The following is a 21,678-nucleotide window of genomic DNA, read 5'->3' as shown; positions in this document are numbered from 1 at the left end:
GATAGAAATAAGGCACTCGAACAGCTATTTAATGTTCAAGTGCTTTTTTATGTAGAGTCTACATTTTAATTAATTATGGGTAAACTTTCTATCTTATTTATACAAATTATGATATGGTACAATATGTTAATTAAATACAATTTTTTCTAGGGGGATGAGGCATAGTGAAAGAAAAGAAACTAGTAACGTTTGCGATACCGTTCATGCTATTGGCAGGTTGTAGTACCGATAAAACAGACGCAAAGCCAAAAGAAAAAGTAGAATCTAAATCAGAAACGAAAGAAAAGCTGTCAAAAGAGAAGTATCCAACTCGAATGACTGGTTTATCCTCTGAGTTAGTGCAGAAAATTACAGTAATAACTGAGATAGCTATGGATAAAACTAAAAAAGAAACTGACTTAAAGAAAGAAATTCTAAAAGAAGAGTCTGAGTTGCAAAAGATTATCGCTAAGTTTAAGAAGATAGACCCACCAAAAGAGTTTGAAGACGCTCATAAAGAGATTTTAAAAGCAGTAGACTGTTATAGTGAAGCCTATGCACTTCAAGTAGAAATTTTGAAGGGGAAAGGAAAAGTAACAGACGAAGATAGAGAAAAGTCTAAAAAGTCAATGGACTTGATTAATGAGGGTAACAAGTACTGGCATAAAGGATTCGAACCTATTGAATCCCATAATGAAAAGGAAGCAAAAGCCTTAGGTTTCGATGTAGATACGAAGACCGACTCTAAGTCGTCAACTACTTCTGATAATGGTAACGTACAAATATCCGCAGACGGTAACGAGTTAATCGGTTCTTGGGGTAGTTACAAAGGTTCTGAGTTTCGTAAGGGTTTAGACTTTAGACAAGATAAGTCATTCACGGCTTATGATGACACTGGTAACTCTTCTTATGAAGACAACCATATGACAGGAACATGGTTATACAATAAAGACAGTAATAAAGTAACTTTGATTCCTACTGAGTTTGTTAAGGACGGTAAGAAGATAGATGCTAGACAAATGAATGCGGTAGTAGATTATACTGTTGAGTTCTTGAGAGCAGGTTCTTTAAGAATGGTAGATAGTAAAGGTAACAAATTAGAAGTAGAGAGACAGAAGTAAATATTGTTTGAAAAGAGGGCCATTACTTAGATTATAATAGTGAGCATCACTACACCTACTTTTTTAGGATTGATTGGGATGTTGGATTTAAAAAGCCTTACTACTGTAAAATTAAATGTAGTAAGGCTTTTTTATTTTATAAATATGTCATACTTTTTGTCCATTAAAAAGGAGAGAATAAGAAATTGACATGAATTAAAGTTGTAACTATAATGGTTACGATTAAGGGTTAACTATAATCCAATAGAGAATTAGATTCTATCTCGTATTTAAAGAATGGATAAGTTGTACTAATCAAATTTACGATGGTCAAATACTTTAAAAAGCTACATGTTTCAACGTATCCTATTTGGAATCCTCAGTATTGAAAATTGTAAACATCTACAAAAAGTTAACAAGACTGTTGTATGTAGAAAGAAACCTTTTAAAAAAGGTCATAATATACATAATAGGTTGCACACATTTTAATTAGTAGGAGTTGTGCCACTATCAAGGCCTTTTTAATAGAAGTATAAAAAAACTCAAGAAGGTGAGTCCATTGCGTAAACATGCATATGTGCAATTTTATGTATTGCTATTGGCTTTAATAGCTTATATAAGTTTTTGTGTTATATTTTTATTTGTTTTTCCGAATCTTTATTTTGTATCAGATTTTAATATCCGGCTATCATCTTTAGTTGTTGAAACTACTGTATTTATCTCATTACTGTATTCTATATTATCCAGAAAAATTAAGTTAGGGGTATTCTGGGTTTGTATTACTATTGCGATAGGGTGTTTCTTGATAGGGAATTTCATATCTGCTTTTCAAGTACTTAATGTAGAATTACCAATACAAAATTTTAATATCTCTGATGTATTTTTGTTGTTTTTCTTGTTCTTCTTTCTCTTTGCGTTCTTTTATAAAATTATGATGGAATGTAACAAGTGGGAGAAAGCGTATTTACTTTGTGATTTATGCATTGTTGTTACTGCTATTTTTACATTAGAGTGGTACCTATTTAATAAACCATCTGCAAATATCTTATTCTTATCAATTGGAGATGTTTTTCTCTCATTTATTTTTCCGATTATAGATTTATTACTTCTATTACTTGGAGTTACACTAATCTTTCGACCTGCTATTTTCAATGCAAAAAGTAAATTGTTTATTTTTATCCTAGTATTAACTGGATTGGCTATTACGGACTACTTGTATTTCTACTTACAGGATGATTTGTCAGAGCGTTCAGTTATATTTTTAAGGTGTTTGTATAGAGTTTTACTATTATTTATCGCTATTGCTGCTACAATCCCAAAGAATACGTCTTCTAAAAGAAATTATTTTATTATTAATCCGACATTTGGAGAGAAACTTCTTGGTATATTCCCTTATCTTGCAGTTGCAGTCTTAATTGGCTTTACTTTGAAAGAGCAAACTTCTTCAGCTACATTAATTACGGGAAATTGTATTGCTTTTGTATTTGTACTGATTCGTCATACAATCGTACGAATGCAAAACAAAGAGTTAACTAAAACATTAAAAGTGTTTAATAATCAATTAGAACAAACAGTATCTCAAAGAACAAGGGATTTAATAAATAAATCTAATGATTTAGTAAAAAATCAAGAGAGATTTAAGTCATTATATGAGTATCATCCGGATCCTATTTTAACGATTGATTCAAACGGTATCGTATTAAATATAAACCAGGCTGGAAGTATGTTATTAGGAAAAGAAAGTGCTGTATTGATAGGGAAAGAGTGCTTCTCTATTTTTTTAGATGAAGATAAATCTGAATTGGAAGCAGCTATAAAGAAAGGGAAACGATGTAGTTCATCTTCACTACAGTTACGTGTGAAAAATAACAATGAGAAAGATATACTCTTTTGGTATGTCACTATAGTTCCTATTATGATAGAAGGACAAACCTTTGGGAGCTATGTAATGGTAAAAGACATAACAAGGATGAAACAACAACAGGAAGAGATAAATTACCTTGCATTCCATGATACGGTGACGGAGATTGGAAATCGTATATTCTTCCAACAAGAATTAGATAGATCTATTAAGCGTGCACAAAAAACACAGGATAAGTTTGGGCTCCTGTATATTGATTTAAATCGCTTTAAGACTATTAATGATACATTGGGTCATTCGATTGGTGACAAGGTTTTAAAAGAAGTTGCCAAACGTTTTAGGACATGTCTGTCACCGACTATTCCTCTAGCAAGAATAGGTGGTGATGAGTTTGCGATCATTGTCCATAACCAAACAGAGCAACAGCTATTGGATTTGTGTAAAACTCTATTTCGTATAACTGAAGAACCATTTGTAGTAAATCAGCATAGTTTTTACTTATCTCTTAGTATAGGAATAGCAGTGTATCCATTTGGAGGAATAAATACTACTACACTTTTACAACACGCTGATATCGCTATGTATAGCGCAAAGGAAAAAGGTAACAATGCTGTTTGTATGTATGACGAGACATTATCTCAAAAAGTAACTCGTCGATTACGATTAGAACAGGATTTACCAAACGCAATTGAAAATAATGAGTTGTTTTTATTGTATCAACCACAAATTGATAGTAAGGCAGGTAAGGTTATTGGTGCAGAGGCTTTAATACGTTGGCAACATCCAGAGCTTGGACTGATTTCTCCTTTTGAGTTTATACCTATCGCAGAAGAAACGGCGCAGATTATTTCAATTGGGAAGTGGACGTTACAGAAAGCGTGTCAACAACTGAAAGAATGGCATTCTGCGGGCTTTTCAAATCTAAAGATGGGGATAAATTTATCAGCTATAGAGTTTGAACAGAAAGATTTTGTTCAAACCATTATATCTACCATAGAAGAGATAGGAGTACCTGCTAATTCGATTGATTTGGAATTAACAGAGCGAATAGCAATGGTAGATGAAAAGGAAACCTTATCGAAGTTAAAAGCATTAAAATCATATGGTGTACATTTATCAATTGACGATTTTGGTACAGGTTATTCTTCATTAGCGTATCTGCCTCTTTATCCAATTGATACTTTGAAAATTCCAAGAGAATTTGTTAATAGGATCGGAACTTCTACTGATGGAGATGAAATTATACAAACCATTATTTCACTTGCTCATACTTTAAACATGAAAGTGATAGCAGAAGGGGTAGAAACGAAGGAACAATTAACAGTGTTACAACGTAATGCATGTTATCTAATTCAGGGCTATTACTACAGTAAACCTGTAAATGAAGATGAATTTATCGATTTTTTAATTGTAATGCAAAATAAATAAGTGAAAAATTGATATATGTATGAAGTAAAGTGAAAAGACGTTCTATCCATATGGATTTGAACGTCTTTCTTATGTTTGTTTTCAGTAGTTATGCAGTTATGTTTATGTTTCAGCCTTTGAGAGTAAAATAAGTATCTATATTCCTTGTGTTAGGGATGATTTTAAAAATATTTTATTTATTCCATCCCTATTTGAGTTTTACTTACTGCTAATTTTTGACCATTTTTTTCAATGAAACTAACGGTGAAATTAGCTCCTGTGCCACCTTTTACATTTTTACTCCAACTAGCAGTATACGTTTTTACATTTTTACTTGTAGAATCAGATTTGATGTCAGGTTCGCCATATTTAGCAACTAGATCCTCGTATTTATCTCCGCCTTCACCAGTTACAGGATCACCAGTTTTAATAGTATCCACATCGGCAACCGTTATCTTCTTTTTATCGTCCTTTTTCGTTTCTTGTTTTTGGTCTTGTTTTGCTTCTTTCTTAGCCTCTTGTTTTGGTTCATCTTTCTTTTCTGTAGAAGCTTTGTTTGACGAATCATCACAAGCAACTAGACTCATCGCTAAAGCACTTCCTAATGCAATGGTACTCAACTTTTTGAACATGTTTAATTCCTCCATTTTGAAAATTGTAAAATTCCACAGATGATTATACCAAATTAAGGTAAATGGTGATGTCGTATTCTGTCGAGATAAGAAAAAACAATAACGCAAGTTCTACCGTTCACTCTAATTGGTAACAAATCTTTATTTGAAGTGTATTGGAAATGCTAATATATATCGTTTTTTCTAAGTGTTAAAATAGAGAAAAAGGAGGTTTTCACATGGGAGATGTAATTGGTGATGTATTAGGAGGCCTCTTTATGTTCATCCCTTCAAAAAGGGGAAAAGTCATTCGTAAAAATTTTAAGCTTTTGGAAAAAGAAGTGTGGTTTAAAGAAATAGAGCATAGATATGGTAGGTTAATGGTTTTTAACCATTCTATTAGAGATTTTGTAGCAAATGAGAACCTAGAGGATATCTTAAAGGATGTTGAGAAAACTCATACATTTCTTCATGAATTAGAAAAACTACTGCAGCAAGAAAAGATTTAATTGATGTAGTAGTGAAGGAATGTTTTATCCGTAAAGGATACTTCAAGGGTAGAAGTCTAAGGATATAGGTTTAGATGAAACAAGAAATCAATTATATGAAAAATTGCTTTATTGATTGATATATTCAGCTCTTGGAGAATTATTTCTTGTTTAGTGGATAGAATGATTCAATTTGCATGAACATCGTCAAATAGAGCAAATCAAAAAGGGAAAATTGTTTTGTGAAGTTGGAAGTGAAAATCATTGTCTATTTTTTGAGCCATTGAAAATAGCGTCAAGTTCTTACGTAATATATTAGAAGCTTGGTACTGATCCATACAAAGAAAAGACACCAAAGGCGTCTTTCTCCGTATGGAACCATCTTAAGTTTAATGTTAAGCATAAGATTCCTAACCAAAATGATTGTTGCAATTTAATATATTTTGAATACATGGATGTGTGCATTTCTATGACAAATAGATTATGCACTATTATGCAAGTTAGTATTTTATTGATAATCATTTTCATCTGAGTTACTATTATAACTAGAATTATAAGAAGGACTATCATACCTAGAGGAATCTTCATTTTTGTAACTAGAAGTGCTGTTATAATTGGAGTTACTATATGAACTTTCAGAACTTGAACTATTAGAAGAGCTATAATAGCTAGGGGAACTGTAGTCGTCATAATAGTCGTTAAAATCATCTTCATCATCCAAATCAGAATTTACAACTTTATTTGTATTTGCTTTCTTTCCAACTGATTGAACTCTATAAGACGCATTCCTTTTTTTATTTTGTTTTCTTTTTCCATTGCCTTTAGATTGCAACGAAGGTGTATACGTTATAGGTATTACTCTAGATAATCCCCTTACAAATAATCGAACAATACATACTAAAATCCACATGCAAATAATAAATACAAAGACATAAAGAGCAATGTTGTAAATCATATTGTTTATTGTATCTATCATCGCACCCTTTGAAATATTAAACATAAAATCAATCACCGCCATTTTTCTATAAGTTTTATATTAAAAACGTAATATTAATCTAAATAGAATTATAAAATATTTTTTCCGCTTTTTATATAAAAAATATGAATTTGTTACCGCGGATTAGAATTAAGAAAAAGACACCCTGAGGTGCCTTTCAATGACCTTAGTATCATTTTTTAGTGTGAAAAGGTAAATTGTATACAGTTTGATACTCTCGCTGGATTATTTCATTTGTATATAAATTATTTTAAACTTTTTCTCATTTTCATGCATTTGAAATTTAATAGTGAGGGATAACGCTACATGCCCATCAACTTAAGAAAAATAAATGTCCCCCAAATTATAAAAGGAACAAATTAATTTACTCCTTTTTTACTTGAATTCCACATGACATTTAGTATCAATGATTCCAAAAGCAACTTTACATGGGAATGGATTTTTTCCTCTTGAAGCATCAAGCATACATGAAAGCACCCAATAATCCAATTCTAAGGGTAAACGGAATACTTGGATACTACTATCATCGTTTTTTACTGTTACGATTGGTGTATTTACCCTAGTTGTAGTGAAACCGTCCGTTGTTATTATTGCTACTGCATCATTATTATGAAAACCCGTGCTTAAAACCTCGTAAGTTATTCCATCATTCTCATTAATAATCATAGGTATATTTAAATAGGGATAGTTATTTATATTGTTATGAATAACTGTTCTTGCTGTATTCTTTCTTATCTGATTCCCTTGCATTTTATACACTCCTTTATAACAATCCAAACGTTTAAATCTATTCTATTTTACATCCAGTATATCCGAAAATTGTAGTGTCAACTTATTATAGAAAGCATCCGTACATATGATAGCGCTATTTAACGGATCTATATCAATGATGGTCATATAGTTAGTAAGTAAATAGCCGCCTTCATAATATGTAATTAGTATTTCTTCTTCGGATAATAAGGAACATAAAAGCATGTTCTCAATCAGTTCTTTTTCTTCAGAGGTTAAAATGGGACGTGCTATTTTATTTTTCTCTTTGATTATTTCACGTATTCCGGCGAATTGTTCTGGCATTGCTGCGAACGGAGACCATTTGACCATTCCTCTTCCTTTTGGCATATTGGCGTTACTCATGATTTATGTCCTCCTATTAGTGTGTTTCTGTGTCTAGCTGTAGCGCTATGCGTGTAGGAAATCCCTCGTAAAATACTGTTTTTCCCAAACTTTGTGCGTATTTCATCCATTACTTTTGTCAACTTCACTTCTTGTTCTCGTTTTGTGACATCATCAAAAAGAGAAATTTGTTCTTCCCCTTCTTGAATTAGGTTTGTTAAGGATATGTTTATGCTACGAATGGGTTCACCAGTATATTGCTGATGTAAAAAGTATGTACAGATATGATAAATATCCATTGTTAAATTTGTAGGACGGCTTAAACTATGTGTTTTTCTAATGCCACCTGCATTATCCTTGCTATAACCAACAGAGAAATGAACGGTTCGAGCAAGTTTGTTTTGTTGTCTTAATCGATAGCAAACTTCTTCGGTATGTTCCAGTAGGATAATTGGAAATTCTTCTATTGTATAATCACGCATTAAAATTTGGCTTTTTCCTATAGAAGTTGTAACCGGAACATATTTCTCTGAAATTCGACTAAAATCAATCCCATTACTATGTAAGTGTAATTCTTCTCCAATCACACCGAAGCTTTGTTTTAAATATTTAAGAGGATAATTAGCTAAATCTCCAATAGAATGTATTCCTTTTTGATTTAATTTTGTTTCTGTTTTATGCGAAATACCCCAAAACTTACTCAGCGGCCGTATGCTCCATAATTTTGTAGGTATATCTTCGTATGTCCAATAAGCGACTCCGTCTTTATTTTTCTTTGCTTCAATATCTAAAGCTACCTTACTCATCAATAGGTTAGGTGCAATCCCGATTGTGCATTCAATTCGTGTGTGTTCATATATTTCACGTTTAAACTGTAATGCAAATTCATTTGGATTTCGGGCAAATAGATGGATGCTATCGGTAATATCCATAAAAAATTCATCGATGCTGTATTGATGAAAGTCTTCAATAGGAACATATTGTAGAGCTAACTTCGTTATGTAATTGGAGCACTTAATATAGGTTCCCATAATTGGATTCACAATAAGGATATCTTTTTGCCGAGGAATCTCGTATAGCCTTGCCAACTTCTTTACTCCCATTGCTTTTAAAGGTGGAGTTGCGGCTAAAACAATGGATCCATTCCTATTCACATCACCGACTACAGCTAATTTTGTATGAAGTGGGTCTAATCCCATTTTGATGCAACTAACAGAAGCATAAAAGCTACGAAGATCAACACATAAAATGATTCTATTCGGTAAAATTGAATAGTCATACATCATAATTCCTCCTAACAACAAGAACGTACGTTCTCATTATACACGAACTTACGTTCTTTTATGAAGTGGTTTTTGAAAAAATATTTTATTATATGAATTAAAAATACGCAGAATGAAAGAGAGAGGTAGCGGCCTAATGTAGTTGGAGTGTTTAGGTTATAAACAGTGTTATCTACATTAGGTAGTACAGGAAGAAAATGATGGGAGGGAAGTTCTTTAAATCATTTTCTAAGTATTTGAAATATAAGTGTTGACTGTAATTTATTACCTATGCTAACATATAGATAATTTAATTTAGGCGGTGGATATGTATTGGACTCAGACGTTGACTCGGATAGTTGGCTAAATAACCTCGATTTTCTTAGAGTACCTCTTATTATTTTGAGAATGTAGATTGTAAACAATCTTATATTACACGCAGTTAATAAATAGTAAGTAGGGAAAGTGAAAATATATTAGGAGGTGAATCCTTTAGTTTTTACAAAACTAAGGGGATTAGTTGGACATATTTAATTTAATTATGGTAGCGGTTTTAGTCGCATGTACCGCGTTTTTCGTGGCAATTGAGTTTGCTATTGTAAAAGTAAGAGCATCAAAGATTGATCAATTTGTATTAGAAGGAAAGAAGGGTGCGTTGGCAGCTAAGAAAGTAACGTCAAACCTGGATGAATATTTGTCGGCTTGTCAATTAGGTATTACAGTGACAGCAATGGGACTAGGGGCATTAGGTGAACCAACCATTGAGAGACTTTTATATCCTTTATTTGATAAGTGGAATATCAACCCTTCCATTGCAGGTGTATTATCTTTAGGAATTGCTTTTACTTTTATGACGTACTTACATGTTGTAGTTGGTGAATTGGCACCCAAAACATTTGCGATTCAAAAGGCTGAGAAGGTTACTTTATTGCTTTCAGCTCCGCTTATCTGGTTCCACAAAATCATGTATCCGTTTATTCGATTGTTGAATGGCTCTGCAAGGATGATAACAAGACTATTTGGTTTAAGATCAGCATCAGAGCATGATGTCGTACATACAGAAGAAGAATTACGATTGATTCTTTCGGAAAGTTATGAACGTGGAGAGATTAATCAAGCTGAATATAAATATGTAAATAATATTTTTGAATTTGATAATCGTATTGCAAAAGAAATAATGGTCCCTCGTACAGAAATTATAGGACTTCATGTAGAGAATTCTTTAGCGGATCATATAAATATAATCCGTAATGAAAAGTACACACGCTACCTTGTATTTGGAGAAGACAAAGATGAAATCATCGGCATGGTGAATGTGAAAGATTTCTTGATTCGTTATATAAGTAATGAATCAAAAGAATTTAATTCTATTTCCTCGTATACGCGTCCAGTAATTGAAGCAATAGAAACCATACCAATACATGATTTATTATTAAAAATGCAAATGAAACGTATTCCATTGGCTGTGTTATATGATGAATACGGTGGCACAGCTGGTTTGGTAACAATTGAGGATATATTAGAAGAAATTGTAGGCGAAATCCGTGATGAATATGATGGTGATGAGCTTTCACCAATTCAACAAATGAATAATGATCATATTGTCGTAGAAGGTAAAGTGCGTATTAGTGAAATAAATGATTTGTTAGGATTACATATGAATGATAGTGATGTTGATACAATTGGTGGTTGGATTCTAATGCAGAATTATGATATCCAGGAAGGACAAACGTTATTTAGTGAAGGATATGCTTTTACAATTCTTTCAAAAGACCCCCACCAAGTTAAGCGTGTTGAAATACAAAAAGAAATTTTAGAAGCAGCAACTGTATAGTTGCTGCTTTTTATAGGGGTAGCAGAAAATGAAAGCAAAGATACTTGTAACATTAACCTTACCTGTTATGTTATTAGCAGGTTGTACAACCGAAACATATGGACTTACACAATCAGAGTTCAGACAAGTAGATAAAGAGTTTAAAGCAGATAAGATGATAAAAGACATGAAACAGTTGCATTATAGCGATGAACAAATTGAGAAACAGCTAAGAATGGCGTTAGCACAATTAAAGTATGAAGAGGAAATGAAGAAGAAATGAAGAAGAAAGAGAATGACAAGTACAAGGGTATAGAGACGGAAGAAGACACCAAGAAAGACAAGAAGAAAGAATCAATAGGGGACAATGAAACACCCTATGAAAAGAAAGCAAAAGAAAAAGTAACGGTAGCGGAAGAAAGATATCCGTATGAGATTGATTAAACAAGGGTAAATATATTAGTAGGGTTAGGTGAAAAAGCCTAGCTCTTATTTTAGGGGGATATTGCATCAATGGAGCGGGTTATACAAGAGTTTTTTTCTTCAAGTAAAAACTATAAGGTTCAAATAATTAAAAGGAAGGATGGTCTTTACACAACAGAAGCGTATAGATGGATGGAGGATTGTGGATATGAATTTTGGAGTTATATATCACAAGGATTGACTTTGATAGATAGTAAGGAACATGCGCAAAAGATTGCTATGGAACAACTAAAGGAATGTTCAAGGGATGATTATTAAAAATATGCTATTTTATCTGTAAAATTATAAGGAATTATGATGTTTTATGAAAATATAGAAGTGAATTTCAATTAATCTTATTTATCTTATGCGAATTATAAGTTATAATAAAATTGGGTGCAAAGATGCACTATTTGAAAAAGAGTGCAAGGCAAAAAGGAATTCGTAAAGGATTCCTTTTTTGTTTTTTAGAAAATGAAACAACTTTGTAAATATCTCCATCTTTTTTTAGTATAAATGAACTTCTACTTTATAAACATAAAAGGTTTTTTGGGGAATTGCCATATTCCTGTAACAAAACAAAGGTATGTTATGTGTGTTAAATATAAAGAGAAAGAAGGAAAAGTTGTGAAAAAAGTTTTGCCAATTGTTGCGTTATTAGGCATGATGAGTTTTGGAGTACAGGAAATGAATGTAAGAGCTGATACATACCACAAGGGCGATTCAAAAATTAGTTTTTGGGATTCGAAAAGAAAGGGTACTAATTTCATGAATAGTACGTCATTACCTGAAAACTATAAAAGTGCAAAAGAAGCTAATATTGAATATGTACGTTTAGCACCTGATAAATGGGCAAAAGATAAAGATTTTCTATTTGAGGATAAACCAGATACTTCTGGAAAGGATTTTCTGATAGGTAATGCAGATAACTATCGGGGATTAGTAAAGGAAGATCTAGAAAAATTAAAGGCGGATTTAGATGCCGCACAATCACAAGGAATGAAAGTCGTTCTTACAATGTTATCCTTACCTGGTGATCGATGGCGCCAATTTAATAATAATAAGAATGACGACAGAATATGGGAAGAAGAGAAGTATCAAGATCAAGCAAGTCAATTTTGGAAGGACCTAGCTTTGGAACTAAAAGATCACCCCGCGGTGGTTGGTTATAATATTATAAATGAACCACATCCAGAAACAGCTAAAAATAATAGATATAATGATTTTTGGACGGAAGATTACGAGAAATGGTATGCAAAAGTGGAGGGAACGACAGCGGATTTAAACAGATTTTATCAAAAGGTAATCAATTCCATTCGTGAAGTAGACCAAGAAACACCGGTTATTTTAGATTCAGGTTTATATGCTACTCCATGGGCCTTTAAATACTTAAAGCCAGTAAAGGATAAAAAAACGCTTTACGCATTTCATATGTATGAACCATATGAATTAACGAGTCAAGGTGAAAAGAAAAATAAAGAATATCAATATCCAGGATTAGTAAAAGTAGGAGACTTAGAGAAACCTGTAATGTGGAATAAGCAGGGATTAGAGAAGTTTTTGAAGCCAATTCAACAATGGTCTAAGAAAAATCATGTACCATCTAATCGAATTATTGCAGAGGAGTTTGGAATTAACCGTACTGTTCCAGGTGCTACCCAATACATACAAGATCTTATTTCTATCTTTAACCAAAAAGGATGGCATAAATCATTCTATGCATTCCGTGAAGACACATGGACAGGGATGAATTATGAATTGGGAACAGAAAAAATAAAATGGGATGAAGAGGGTAAACCGATGCGTCAAGATAATTCAATCTGGGATGTAATAAAAAAAGATTTAGAAACGCGTAAATAGTTTAGAATATTAGGCTTAAGGACTAAATGTAAGCATCTAATTCAAATAGAATTAGATGCTTTTTATTTCGAAAAAAGGTGGAGTTGAATTAAAGATTCCATCTTTTCTTTTGCATAAAGAGTACCAATCAGGTTTATTTACAACGAAAAATAAGATTTTTAGAGAATAGCTTAGAAAAAAATTGTGGAGGTTCAAACAAATGTGGTCACAATTGTTTAAACCTTTAAAGTAAATAAGTTTTATGAATTTTTCGTGAGATCCCAACCTTTAAATGTTGTAATTTATTTACTTATTTCCCCAATTGGATATATTTCTCTAATTGGATGGAAGTTTAGAATACAGAATCAAAACATAATAGGCTGTTATCGATGAGTTTATCGTAAAGTTGTTATTTAATGTGTCATCAAATAACATTTATATACAATAATACATAAAGAAAAGGAGATATTTATGAAAAAATATAGAGTAATAGACACAACTTAAATAGTATGAATAGTTTAGATTGTAAAAACATGAAGAAGAAAACAAAAAATCCTTAAGAGTAATAAGGAAAAATGAGGGAGTTAATATGGGGAATAATTCAAAACATAAAACTAGAAAAATACTTGCAGCTACTGCTACAGTAACTATGCTTGCGATTGGAATGATTTCTTCATCAGATGTCTTTGCGGAGCAAAAGGAGCAGCAAAAAAATTTATCGACATCACTGCAAAGTGAAAAGTCAGTTAAATCAGAAAATAGAGTATTTATGGTCCCAGGAAAAGGGGATGTTGAGGTACTGAAACAACAGGAAAGAAAAAATATGGCATTTAGTCCATATGAACCAACTGGTTTATATGCAAAGCCAAATGAACAAATAAAGATTAATGTAGAAGGTAATCAAGATATTCAGGTATATATTGGAACGTATTCGTATGATGCTTCTTGGAGAGAAGATTCTAAGATAAAATCATTCACATTAAAACCTGGTATAAACACAATCCAATCTCCAAATGGGGGGCTGATTTATTTTTATAATAAACAACAAGGTGGTACCATTCGAACAACAATCACAACAGGTGGAACGACTACGCCTTTCTTTGAACTAGGAAAGCATACGAAACAAGATTTAATAAACATGCTGGACCAGTATCCTAATGCACATGCAGTGGAGTTAAAAGGCGAACGTGTATTAATTACGGCCAGCCCTGCACGTGTTAAGAAATATTTGTTGGGTTCTAATACAGATCCTGTACAACTCTTAAAAAAGATGGATGAAGCTACTCGGATTCAAGACAAAGTAGCTGGATTATCTGAAGAACAAGTAGATAAACATTATGTTCATTACGTAGAAGAAAATCATTCTCCTGATTATTATATGTATGCAACTTCTTATCGAACAGCATATGTAGGAGATGCAATCCAATACGTGTTAGATATTAATAAATTTATAACAGATGGCTGGGGCCCTTGGCATGAGGCAGGACATTTGAGACAACAATCGCCCTGGAAGTTTTATAATATGACAGAAGTACAAAATAATATATACAGCCTTTCTGTAGAAAAAGCATTTAATCAACCATCCAACTTAGAGAAAAGTGGAATTTATCCAAAAGCATTTCAATATTTAGAACAAGTGAATAAAAATTATGATGAAATTAGCGATGTTTTTGTAAAGCTTGTTATGCTTTGGCAACTACAGTTAGCGTATGGAGAGGATTTCTATCCTAAATTGCATCAATTGTATAGAGACATGCCTTCAAGTGAACTTCCACAAACTGATGAAAATAAAAAACAATTATTTATGATTTCAGCATCAAAAGTAGCCAAACAAAATTTGATTCCTTTCTTTGAGAAGTGGGGATTACGTCCAAATAACGATACCATTCAAAAAGTAGCTGCATTAGGATATCCAATTTTAACAGCAGAGATTTGGAAGGGTACGGATTCTAATCCAATTAAACCAGATATGCCTAATGTAAATAATATTTTAGAAGGAAACCAGTTTGCATGGTCACTAAAAGGAATTAGTGATTTCGAGTTTGCTAAAATTAATTTCAATAAATCGACAGAAGAAATGCAAGTAGACTTAAAAGCAGGCGTACCGCATCATTATTTTAATGAAACATATGCGAGTATTAAAGTACAAAATGCAACAGGGAAAGTAGTATACAATAAAGACATTTATGGAAATAAACAACAAAATGCTGAATCGCAAAAAGTTTCAGTCAAAGTAGGAGATTATATTGAGTTAACACATCTAGAAGGTGTGCATAGAGCTACTCTCACAAATGTAGATAATAGTAAACAAGAGAGCTTTGGAAAAAAAGCCATGTACGAAGTTACAAAGGATGGCCTGAAAAAAGTAAATCAAATTGTTAATCCAAAGCCAGATACAGAAGCTCCCACACAGCCACAAGGATTATATGCAAGCAACCTTACTTCTAACAGTGTAGAACTAAAATGGAATCCTTCTACAGATAATATAGGTGTAAAAGAATATCAGGTATTGCGTGATGGACAATTGATTCAAACCGTACAAGGAACGACATTTATTGATCAAAACTTAACAGCTAATAAGGAATATAAATATGCAGTGAAGGCTGTAGATGCAGCTGGAAATACATCAATTCAAAGTGAAATTCTTTCGGTAAAAACCAAACATCAAAATGTATCTTATGAAAAATGGGATCCAAAGAAGGCATATACAAAGGGCGATAAAGTAGAACATCAAGGGACAGTGTATGAAGCGGTTCAAAATCATCAAGGAAATGGTGACCCGAATTGGATATTTGCGTTATCTTTATGGAAACCACTTATAGTCAAATAACATGTAAGAATCAGATGTGAAGATAGAAAAACATGAAATTGGGGCAGTATTTTAAAGATTTACTGGATGTTGCTTGAATTTTGATAGATTTCTCTACTAAGTTATTAATAAAAATTAGAAAAGGATGTAGATTAGTGATTAGTCAGAAAACGAAGAAAAGATTTAATAAAGTTATTATAATGACCGCAGCATGTAGCATGTTTTCTATGTTTGGAACGTCTATTTTGCAAACTAGAGCTGCAACACATTCAGCTGCTCCAGCAGTTTATGTGAGTCCCCAAAATATACCTGCCTCAGATATTATTAGTATAGACTGGTCACCAGTTCAGACACCACCTTATACGTACTGGGCTGTACACAACTGGAATGCAGGTGGTGAAGCTGGAGGGTATGCTGGTTTTCAACAACAAAGTGGGTTTGATGAAAATGGAAAACGTACTTTACATTTTGCCTTATGGGATCCAATTTCCTCTAAAGAAGCAATAAAGGCCGAATACTTATCTCCGAATTCGCAAGCTGGACCCTTTGGAGGAGAAGGAACAGGAATGAAGGTTCAAACAACTTATGGTTGGAAAGACTACAATTGGTACACAATGACAATGCGTTCATGGCAAGAAAATGGTCATACTAAATTTGGACAATGGATGAAAGATGTAACAAAGAATAAATGGCATCAAATTGCAATTATGGACTTTCCGGTTGCTAATGTTGCATTTAATCATGGATTTGGAATGTTTCAAGAAGACTGGGCTGATAGTGGACAGAATGTTCGAGAAGCGCGCCTGAAAAATGGTTATAGCCGAAAATTAGTTGATAAACAATGGAGTTATTGGAATAATCAAAGTATTTCTGGAACGCATGATAATACTTATCAATATGATGGAGGGTCTACTTCAGAATATGTATGGGTCAAAGCAGGAGGTAATACGCAGTCTACTATTGGATCAGGAAAAATATTCACGCTAAATCAACCTACTCAACCTGAAATAGGAAAACTAGATTTTGATATTCAATCTATATATTATGAAAATGAAAAATTAAATGTATCTTGGAAACTAAAAGAAAATAGTACACCGCAATTTAAGGGGAAAATTGAAATTTATAACAATGAAAATATGACGGGCCAACCTATTAACGTAATTAATGATATTAAATCTTATCAAAATGGAATCAGTCAATCTATATCATTACCAACAAATGCTTATGCAAAAATTGTATTAACGGATATATTTGATCAAACTGTTGAGAAAAAGGTACAAATCAAAAATGAATCTCCAAACATTTTTGAAGGTAATGAATTTGCATGGTCGCTGAAAGGGATTGGAGATTTTGAATTTGCGAAAGTAAATTTAAATAAATCAACAGAAGAAATGCAAATTGATCTAAAAGCAGGTGTACCACATGACTACTTTGATAGTACATATGCAAGTATTAAAGTGCAAAACACATCAGGTAAAGTGGTCTATAACAAAGAGATTTATGGAAACAAACAGCAAAATGCTGAATCGCAAAAAGTTCCAGTCAAAGTAGGCGATTATATAGAGTTAACACATCTAGAAGGTGTACATAGAGCTACTCTTACAAATGTAGACAATAGTAAACAAGAGAGCTTTGGAAAAAAATCCATATACGAAGTTACAAAGGAAGGCCTGAAGAAAGTAGAAAAAATGCCAGAAGCAACAATTTTAGATGGAAACAAGTTTGCATGGTCATTAAAAGGATATAGTGATAGAGAAATTGCAAAAGTAGATTATGATAAAACGGTAGAAGAGATGAAGGTAAAACTAGAAGCAGGTGTACCACATTCCTATTTTGCTAGTACGTATGCGAGTATTAAGGTCCAGAATTCTTCTGGTAACGTTCTGTATAATAAGGAAATCGTGGGAAATAAACAACAAAATGCTGAAAGCCAAACTGTGCCCGTCAAGGTAGGGGATTACATTGAATATACCCATATAGAAGGAGAAGCAACAAAGGAGAAAACGCGAGCAACTTTAATTAACCTTGAAAATAACAAAAATGAAACCATTGGAAAAACAGCAAGATATCAAGTTACAAAAGAAGGCTTGAAGAAAGTAGAGAAAATGCCAGAAACAACGGTTTTAGATGGAAATCATTTTGGGTGGTCTTTAAAAGGATATAGTGATAGAGAAATCGCAAAAGTAGATTATGATAAGACAACAGAGAAAATGCAGGTGAATTTAGAAGCGGGCGTACCACATTCTTACTTTAATAATACGTATGCAAGTATTACAGTAAAGAATTCAACCGGTAGTATTTTGTACAATAAGGAAATCGTGGGAAATAGACAGCAAACTGCTGAAAGCCAAACTGTGCCCGTAAAAGTGGGAGATTACATTGAGTTTACCCATATAGAAGGGGAAGCAGTAAAGGAAAAGATACGCGCTACACTTATTAATCTTGAGAATAATAAACAAGAATATATAGGCAAAAAAAGAACCTATCAAGTTACTTCAACGGGATTAAACAAAATAGAATAACATGAAAAACATTCTAATTATTCGTTAGATGCAAATAGTCGTTCATTATGAACGTCTATTTGGCTTTTATTTAAAGAAAAGTGAAATGAAAATACTCTCTCTTTTGTATATACTCTCATTGCCATCAACTACTACATTTGTTTATTAGGGGGAAAAAATTTAAAAAATGTGCTTGAAAATTGATACATGTTTAAGTGCTATAGATTTGAGAAAAAAGAAACAGAATAGTAAGGTATTTGTTGATAAACCCTCTCAATCATTACAATATTTTACATATTTGGTATGATATATATGAGTGCTATGTATATTAAGGGAGGAATGGGAATGAAGAGGTTCATAACACGTGCAAGTGGTAATACAATCTCAAAAAAGTTAGTTTTAATGATGTTGCCGATGGTTTTAATGATATTGATGATTACACCATTGAATGATGTATCGGCAGCGAATCTATCAAAAGTAGGTTCACTAAAAGGCGTGAATTTATTTAATGGAAGTTGGACAGTTGCTATACAGGCAGCAAATTTACAATATGTTTCTGCTGAGCCTTTGGGAAATGTAACAGCAAATCGTAATGTAGTTAATGAATGGGAGAAATTTGAATTAATTCCGACTGGAGAATTATATACGTACGCTTTAAAAGCCAAAAGTAATGGGAAGTATGTTTCGTTTGAGCCAAATGGTAGAGTAGTAGCAGATCGTACATCAATTGGGGCATGGGAAAAGTTTATCTTATATAATGGTGGAGACAATAGGATATATGTATTACAAGCACTCAGTAATGGTAGGTATATATCAGCAAATGGTGGTAGAGAATTAACAGCTACTAGTTATGTAGCTGGAAGCTGGGAAAGATTTGTTATTGTATACTTCTAAACTTTGAAGTGTTATATGTCTAAATGATAATGGCATGTTTAGTATGTCTGAATGTCTAATACATTGAACTACTCACCACTTAACGCCCTTACGGACTTTTTGAAGTGGGAGATTCCTGCGAACACCGGTGTATCCACCGGTTATCTTAGCAGGCTCTACCCGTAGTCCCTACGGTGAGAACATAAGTATCTTGTGCGTTAACGCACCACACTCCCTACTTTAGCTTGGTTTTCGCAACTTCGGCAAACATGGGGCGATAGAACGTTGAAGATTTTACGGTTGCAACGTTTTTCTGCAACCAACCTCATATCTTCAGTTTTCGAAGAGCAATCTGTATAAGTAAATGATAACAAACATGTTGGCTTATGCCAACCGACATTCATCTCCCACCTAAAATTGGTGTTTCACACCTTCACATTTTTGAAGAAGGAGTCTTCTGTCGGAAAACGATAAAGTGTTAAGTATTTAATACAAGTGTATATTAAAGTGTAAAGGGCTGCAGGTAATTAGCAGTCCTTTTTACATGTTAAATAAGGACTTACTGAGGTTATAATGAAAAGAAAAAGAACCCTATAGGGTTCTTTTTCAAGGCATATTAACAGTAAGGAGAATCATGAAATGCTACTTCAAATCTTTATTAGGGGAAAGATTTTGAATAAGCTTAACATACATCTATTTTTACATAAATGTAAGATATAGTAAATTGATAATATTTATACTTACTATTACCAATATTCAATTAACATAGTTAACACTATTTGTGTAGTGTTAATCGGTGCTTAGTACAGTATACATTTAGAAATCTAATAGTAGATTTCATTTGTTAAAAAAGCTAATAGATATATTATTTCAAATTCTAACTAACATTTAAACGGTTTTAATTGAAAATGGTTGTGTATTAACTCTTATAAGCCAATAAAAGTGAAGAAAATACACAAAGACCCTGTAAAAATACAGGGTTAAGGGAACACATAGTTTCTTAGAATTATAATAGCATATATTCTTTGTATAGCTACATGAGGATTTTGACAGAATTAAGAACAAGATAGAAAATCTGTAAGAAAGCAAATATAGTGCTGGAAATGTGATTTGAAATTAAATTATAGGCCTATTGAAATAGGTGAAAACTCTTGAATACCTTGATTAAATTCCTTCTAAATATGAGGTTTAGATTAGAGGGATAATTGGATCTTACTGAAAAGGAAAATATTTTTCAGGTTAAAAGAAGAAAAGACACCTTTTGGGTGTCTTTTCTTTAGGTAAACAGTTCACATATTGCTGAATTAGATACGAAACCATAATTCGAATACGAAGTAAATCTTAACATAATCTGAACTAAAAAATATGTAATTTTTGTTAAATAAAAAAACATGCACAAAAATTGTGCATGTTTAATAAAAAGCTATGTCTTGTCTATGTAAATATATGTTTGGTTTATACAAACTGTGAGTATTTTTAAGTAAATTATTTGTTTATAAACAAATATAAAGAGCGTCCTGGAGGACGCTCTTCCACCCAAACTTACAATGAAAAAGAATCGTGACATTGTATGCGTTTTTTTTCTCTTTGTGTAGTCTTTCAAAAAAAAGAGCGCTTTTAAAGGCGCCCAATGAACAAGATTTATATAAAAAAGGTGCACAAGATATGGTATGTATGCTTCTTAAACTTGGTGCAGATTTAATACAAAATCCTTATTTGAAAACAAAAAGCCCTAGAATTAGGGCTCTAGGGCTTTTTGTTTTGGTATTCTCACATGGTTTTTCAAAAAGAATAGAACATATTGAAGATAACATGTGAATGTTTCATAAATGTATCAAAAAAATGAACAAAATTGCTATTGCAGAAGAAGCAAAAATGAAGTTTCTAATACGTAAGTACGTGAAAGGTATTATTTCCAGTGGATAAAGTGCGCATGAGACATCCAATCATTATTTTATCGGGGGAAAAGAATATGTTATGAACTCGGTGGAATGAAAAAATGAAAATTTTACTTTTAGATTGAAACTAAACAAAAACGCTATTTTGTAGAGCTTTAATTCCATGAGAAAAGAGCACTTCATAAAAGTGCTCTTTTGACCAAAAACCATTTTGTAAAAGAGAGGAATACGTAATATCATATGAATTTATTTTTAAATGTGTTTAAAATCGTATAAAAACTTCTTTTTGCACAACAAAGCAGCCAGCTTAATTAGCTAACTGCTTGTTGTACAAAAAAAATTAGACCCTACAAGTAAATGATATGTAACTTTAAGTTATAACTATATTATAAGCAGAATTAAACATGTTATGCGGTAGTAAAAATAAGCTTAATCAAACTTTCATTTTGTATTAAGTTGGAATATAAAAAGAGCACTTAGTAAAGTGCTCTCGTGACGAGTCTCATTTTATAACGACTATTTTATAAAGAAAGGAACTCAGGATATTATATGTGCGCCAGTCAATTGAGTACCTTGTACAAATAAAGAGCAGCTAATAAAAGTTAACTGCTCAAGTTGTATTATGAGTAGTATTGTTAGAATATCGAATTTTATCCGTTTAATAA

16 protein-coding genes are annotated in these 21,678 nt (G+C 32.5%); 11 read left to right on the top strand and 5 right to left on the bottom strand.

The features are described 5' to 3' along the window. The first annotated feature begins 164 nt into the window (after positions 1-164). Together ACTFP3_RS24925 and ACTFP3_RS24920 are read left to right on the top strand one after the other, a co-directional pair. Positions 165-1,100 (top strand): DUF7018 domain-containing (lipo)protein, encoded by a 936-nt coding sequence (locus tag ACTFP3_RS24925; protein ID WP_440011508.1) that lies wholly within the window; start codon positions 165-167, stop codon positions 1,098-1,100. A 538-nt stretch (positions 1,101-1,638) separates the two neighbouring features. After that, positions 1,639-4,368: an EAL domain-containing protein gene (locus tag ACTFP3_RS24920; RefSeq protein ID WP_440011507.1), complete on the top strand. Its 2,730-nt coding sequence runs from the start codon at positions 1,639-1,641 to the stop codon at positions 4,366-4,368. A gap of 176 nt (positions 4,369-4,544) precedes the next feature. On the opposite strand, the gene ACTFP3_RS24915 is transcribed toward ACTFP3_RS24920, so the two are convergent. Next, positions 4,545-4,979, bottom strand: coding sequence for a hypothetical protein (locus ACTFP3_RS24915; protein ID WP_440011505.1), 435 nt, complete (start codon positions 4,977-4,979; stop codon positions 4,545-4,547). Positions 4,980-5,197: 218 nt separating this feature from the next. On the opposite strand from ACTFP3_RS24915, the gene ACTFP3_RS24910 reads away from it, so the two are divergent. Next, positions 5,198-5,467 carry a hypothetical protein gene (locus ACTFP3_RS24910; protein WP_326036595.1) on the top strand — a complete coding sequence of 90 codons (270 nt, stop codon included), beginning with the start codon at positions 5,198-5,200 and terminating at the stop codon, positions 5,465-5,467. A 487-nt stretch (positions 5,468-5,954) separates the two neighbouring features. Here the strand turns inward: ACTFP3_RS24910 and ACTFP3_RS24905 are convergent, their stop codons facing one another. From ACTFP3_RS24905 to ACTFP3_RS24890, 4 genes are all read right to left on the bottom strand, one after another. Further along, entirely contained in the window at positions 5,955-6,464 is a 510-nt protein-coding gene (locus ACTFP3_RS24905) for a hypothetical protein (RefSeq protein WP_438882530.1), read from the bottom strand. Between the two features lie 354 nt (positions 6,465-6,818). Continuing rightward, positions 6,819-7,193 (bottom strand): hypothetical protein, encoded by a 375-nt coding sequence (locus ACTFP3_RS24900; protein WP_313755485.1) that lies wholly within the window; start codon positions 7,191-7,193, stop codon positions 6,819-6,821. 42 nt (positions 7,194-7,235) lie between these two features. Continuing rightward, on the bottom strand, positions 7,236-7,577 hold the full coding sequence (locus tag ACTFP3_RS24895) for a YolD-like family protein (protein WP_000063577.1): 342 nt from the start codon (positions 7,575-7,577) through the stop codon (positions 7,236-7,238). Next, positions 7,574-8,839 carry a Y-family DNA polymerase gene (locus ACTFP3_RS24890; RefSeq protein WP_000272552.1) on the bottom strand — a complete coding sequence of 422 codons (1,266 nt, stop codon included), beginning with the start codon at positions 8,837-8,839 and terminating at the stop codon, positions 7,574-7,576. Before ACTFP3_RS24890 ends, ACTFP3_RS24895 begins: the two co-directional genes overlap by 4 nt. A 499-nt stretch (positions 8,840-9,338) precedes the next feature. On the opposite strand from ACTFP3_RS24890, the gene ACTFP3_RS24885 reads away from it, so the two are divergent. The 8 genes from ACTFP3_RS24885 (at position 9,339) to ACTFP3_RS24850 (ending at position 19,136) form a co-directional block, all read left to right on the top strand. Continuing rightward, positions 9,339-10,652 (top strand): hemolysin family protein, encoded by a 1,314-nt coding sequence (locus ACTFP3_RS24885; RefSeq protein WP_163093269.1) that lies wholly within the window; start codon positions 9,339-9,341, stop codon positions 10,650-10,652. A gap of 28 nt (positions 10,653-10,680) precedes the next feature. Beyond that, positions 10,681-10,914: a hypothetical protein gene (locus ACTFP3_RS24880; protein WP_326036597.1), complete on the top strand. Its 234-nt coding sequence runs from the start codon at positions 10,681-10,683 to the stop codon at positions 10,912-10,914. After that, positions 10,911-11,075: a hypothetical protein gene (locus tag ACTFP3_RS24875; protein WP_326036598.1), complete on the top strand. Its 165-nt coding sequence runs from the start codon at positions 10,911-10,913 to the stop codon at positions 11,073-11,075. Before ACTFP3_RS24880 ends, ACTFP3_RS24875 begins: the two co-directional genes overlap by 4 nt. Before the next feature lie 69 nt (positions 11,076-11,144). Next, on the top strand, positions 11,145-11,372 hold the full coding sequence (locus ACTFP3_RS24870) for a hypothetical protein (protein WP_440011502.1): 228 nt from the start codon (positions 11,145-11,147) through the stop codon (positions 11,370-11,372). 312 nt (positions 11,373-11,684) lie between these two features. Beyond that, on the top strand, positions 11,685-12,953 hold the full coding sequence (locus ACTFP3_RS24865) for a glycoside hydrolase family 5 protein (RefSeq protein WP_440011500.1): 1,269 nt from the start codon (positions 11,685-11,687) through the stop codon (positions 12,951-12,953). A 568-nt stretch (positions 12,954-13,521) separates the two neighbouring features. Then, complete coding sequence (locus ACTFP3_RS24860) at positions 13,522-15,762, top strand: M60 family metallopeptidase (protein WP_440011498.1); 2,241 nt, start codon at positions 13,522-13,524, stop codon at positions 15,760-15,762. Positions 15,763-15,896: 134 nt separating this feature from the next. Further along, positions 15,897-18,263 carry a putative mucin/carbohydrate-binding domain-containing protein gene (locus ACTFP3_RS24855; protein WP_440011496.1) on the top strand — a complete coding sequence of 789 codons (2,367 nt, stop codon included), beginning with the start codon at positions 15,897-15,899 and terminating at the stop codon, positions 18,261-18,263. Between the two features lie 324 nt (positions 18,264-18,587). Then, on the top strand, positions 18,588-19,136 hold the full coding sequence (locus tag ACTFP3_RS24850) for a fascin domain-containing protein (protein WP_440011494.1): 549 nt from the start codon (positions 18,588-18,590) through the stop codon (positions 19,134-19,136). Positions 19,137-21,678 lie beyond the last annotated feature (2,542 nt).

Source organism: Bacillus cereus group sp. MYBK5-2, assembly GCF_051915685.1.
Lineage (GTDB): Bacteria > Bacillota > Bacilli > Bacillales > Bacillaceae_G > Bacillus_A > Bacillus_A cereus.
This window is presented reverse-complemented; position numbering and strand designations above follow the sequence as displayed.